At 71.2% G+C, this 2,886-nt stretch carries 3 protein-coding genes; all 3 read right to left on the minus strand.

The genetic code is table 11. The features are described from left to right. Positions 1-294: 294 nt before the first annotated feature. Entirely contained in the window at positions 295-1,902 is a 1,608-nt protein-coding gene (locus tag MJ783_RS03075) for a leucyl aminopeptidase (RefSeq protein ID WP_239308384.1), read from the minus strand. Positions 1,903-1,915: 13 nt separating this feature from the next. Next, positions 1,916-2,083: a DUF3117 domain-containing protein gene (locus MJ783_RS03080; RefSeq protein ID WP_013872340.1), complete on the minus strand. Its 168-nt coding sequence runs from the start codon at positions 2,081-2,083 to the stop codon at positions 1,916-1,918. Between the two features lie 219 nt (positions 2,084-2,302). Beyond that, positions 2,303-2,886: SRPBCC family protein (locus MJ783_RS03085; protein ID WP_239308385.1), on the minus strand; the 584-nt coding region annotated here is incomplete at its 5' end.

The following is a 2,886-nucleotide window of genomic DNA, read 5'->3' on the forward strand; positions in this document are numbered from 1 at the left end:
GCCGGCATGCTCGCCGGTGGGCGGGTCGCGGACCTGGAGGCTCGCGACTCCGAGGCCATCGCGGCCCGGGAACTCGCGACCGCCGTACGGGACGACGTCCGGCTGACCCCGATGCTCCTCACCGCCGGCGACGGCCTGGTCGTCGCGGTCGTCGCGAAGTCGTCACCGGTCGGCTGACCCCACCACAGGGCCCTCGATCACCTAACAGTGATCGAGAACAACACCCCACCCACAACCCACCCCGCGGCTCCACCGCGGGCGCCCAGGCTCGCTCACGGGATGCTGGGCAGGACCTCAGGATGTGAGCCACGCCAGCAGCGTGCGCACGCCCCAGCCGGTGCCGCCCTTGCTGATCTCACCGTCGTCGCTGTCCGCGCGGGCGGTACCGGCGATATCGACGTGCGCCCAGGGGATACCGCCGGTGAACTCCCGCAGGAACAGCGCGGCCGTGATCGACCCGCCGGACACGTCCAGCGCGGTGCCGATGTTCGCGAGATCCGCCACACCGGACTCCAGGGCCGGCCGGTACTCATCGACCAGTGGCAGCCGCCACAGCCCCTCACCGGCTGTCTGAGCCGCCCGGAACAGCTCACTGGCAAGCGCGTCGTCGGAGGAGAACAGGCCGGCCGTCCGGCGGCCCAGCGCAACCGTGATCGCGCCGGTGAGCGTCGCCAGGTCAATGATCGCATCAGGCGCGAGGCTGGCCGCGTAGGCAAGCCCGTCCGCAAGCACAAGGCGGCCCTCGGCATCGGTGTTGAGCACCTCGACGGTGGTTCCGCCCCAGCAGGAGACGACATCACCGGGCCGCATAGCGGCACCACCGATCATGTTCTCCGCGAGGCAGAGCAGACCGGTGACCCGGTCCCGCACACCCATGGCCGGCAGGGCCGTCATGGTCGCGAGCACGGCAGCCGCCCCCGCCATATCCGTCTTCATCGCGGCCATGGACGTCGCGGGCTTCAACGACAGGCCGCCGGAATCGAAGGTGATCCCCTTACCCACCAGTGCCACATGCCGGCCGCGTGGACAGCCGGGATCGGACGCCGGAGCACCGTCGTAGCTCAACCGCACCAGCCGCGGTGGCCGCGACGAACCCGCGCCCACCGCGGCCAGCCCGCCGAAGCCCTGTTCGGCGAGTTCCGTCGGACCCAGGACGTGCGCGTCGAGCCCGGCCGCACGGGCGGTCTCGACCGCGCGCGCGGCGAACCACTCAGGCGACTTGACCAGGCTCGGCATATTGGCCAGATCGCGGGCGAGATGCACGGCACGGCTGGTCACGGTGGCGACGGCGACGGCGGCACGCAGCTCGGGATCCCGGGGGTTCGCGACAATGATCGTGGCTTCCCGCAGGGCCTTCGAGCGATCATCAGTGGTCCCGTCACCGGCGTCACCGTCACCGTCGCCGGTCAGCGCGGCGGCGCCGTCGGTCAAGGCAGCGACCAACGGACGGTAAGCGGCCAGCAACAGGCCTTCGGTGAACGCGCGCAGGCCGATGGCGTCGACCCCGGTCTCGGCGTCCGCGAGCACGGCCGCCCGGCTGGCGGACGCGGCCCGGCGGGCGAACGCCGCACCAGCCGCACGCCAGGCCGCCGGATCCCGCCTGCCGGCTCCCACCAGCAGCAGCCTCGTCGGCGGGTCGGCCCGCCCCAGCGGGACGACGACCACCTCCGCCGGCTCGCCGCTGGCCCGCTCCGCGTCCAGCAGAAGATCCAGGTCAAGACCGAGCGAGTGCCCGACCGCGCGACCGGCCGCCGTCACCGCGGCCGTGACGACCTCCTTCCCCACGGGGAAGGTCAACAAAGCCAGGACCGGCACGCCGACCTCCAATGGCGTACCGGCCCGCAGCGTCACGATCGGTGGGCGGGGGACGGCCCACCCGGCGTCCGCTGGAACGTCGAACACGCTGGCCGCGCGTCTAGCCGGCGGCCGACTTCAGCGCGTCCCCAAGGTCCTTCGCCTCGTCGGGCAACAACTCCACCACAAGACGGCCACCCCCTTCCAGCGGGACGCGCATGATAATGCTGCGGCCCTCCTTGGTGACCTCGAGCGGACCGTCACCCGTCCGCGGCTTCATGGCCGCCATCGGTGCACCTCTTCCTGCCGTCGGACCTGCTACCACCGGCGATTATCCCGGAGAACAGGCCGGGAACCGAAACACGTCACCCCGCAGCGCCACAACAGACGCGGCTTGCCGGGATCGCGAAGCACCAGAGATGCCTCTGAATGGACAACACACACGCAATCCGGACCAACGCCCATGATCAGAACGTTACGACGATCCGGCTGCGGTGTCAGTCGGAGGTCAGCCGCACGTCACTTTTCGAACGTTCCGAGCGAACCGGCGCAGTGACACCCACAACGCACCCACAACCATCGGCCGCAGTAGCGCGAACCCGGCCCGGCCGAGCCATCCCAGCGGCAGCTCCAGGTCCTCGGACCAGACAAACCGCGACCGCCCGGCGGGCAGGGGAACCACCACGAAGGCGCCACCCCCGCGCACCGCCCGGCCGGTATGGCGAACCAGGCAGCGGTACGGCGGCTCCCACTCGACGATCTCCATTGAGTCGACGAGCACCAGCGGGCCGATCCCGGTACGGGCGATGATGCATCCGCCGACCCCGATCCCGCCCTGGCGGCTTCGGACCACCGTCGTCGCCAGCAGCCACTCGCCCTGACGCTCCCAGTCCGTCAACGCCGCGAACACGGTTGCCGGCGCGGCCTCCACCTCGACGGCCACGGCCAGCGTGCCGGACCCGCGCCGCTTCACACCGGCGGCCAGGGGAACGCGCTCCCGGGATGACTGACGCTCACCATGAAGATCTCCCGTAGTGGTCCGCCGGCTCGAAGGCCTCGCATCCTCCGCATCTCCCCGGGACTCCCGTCCGC

Source organism: Protofrankia sp. Cj3, from assembly GCF_917627355.1.
Lineage (GTDB): Bacteria > Actinomycetota > Actinomycetes > Frankiales > Frankiaceae > Protofrankia.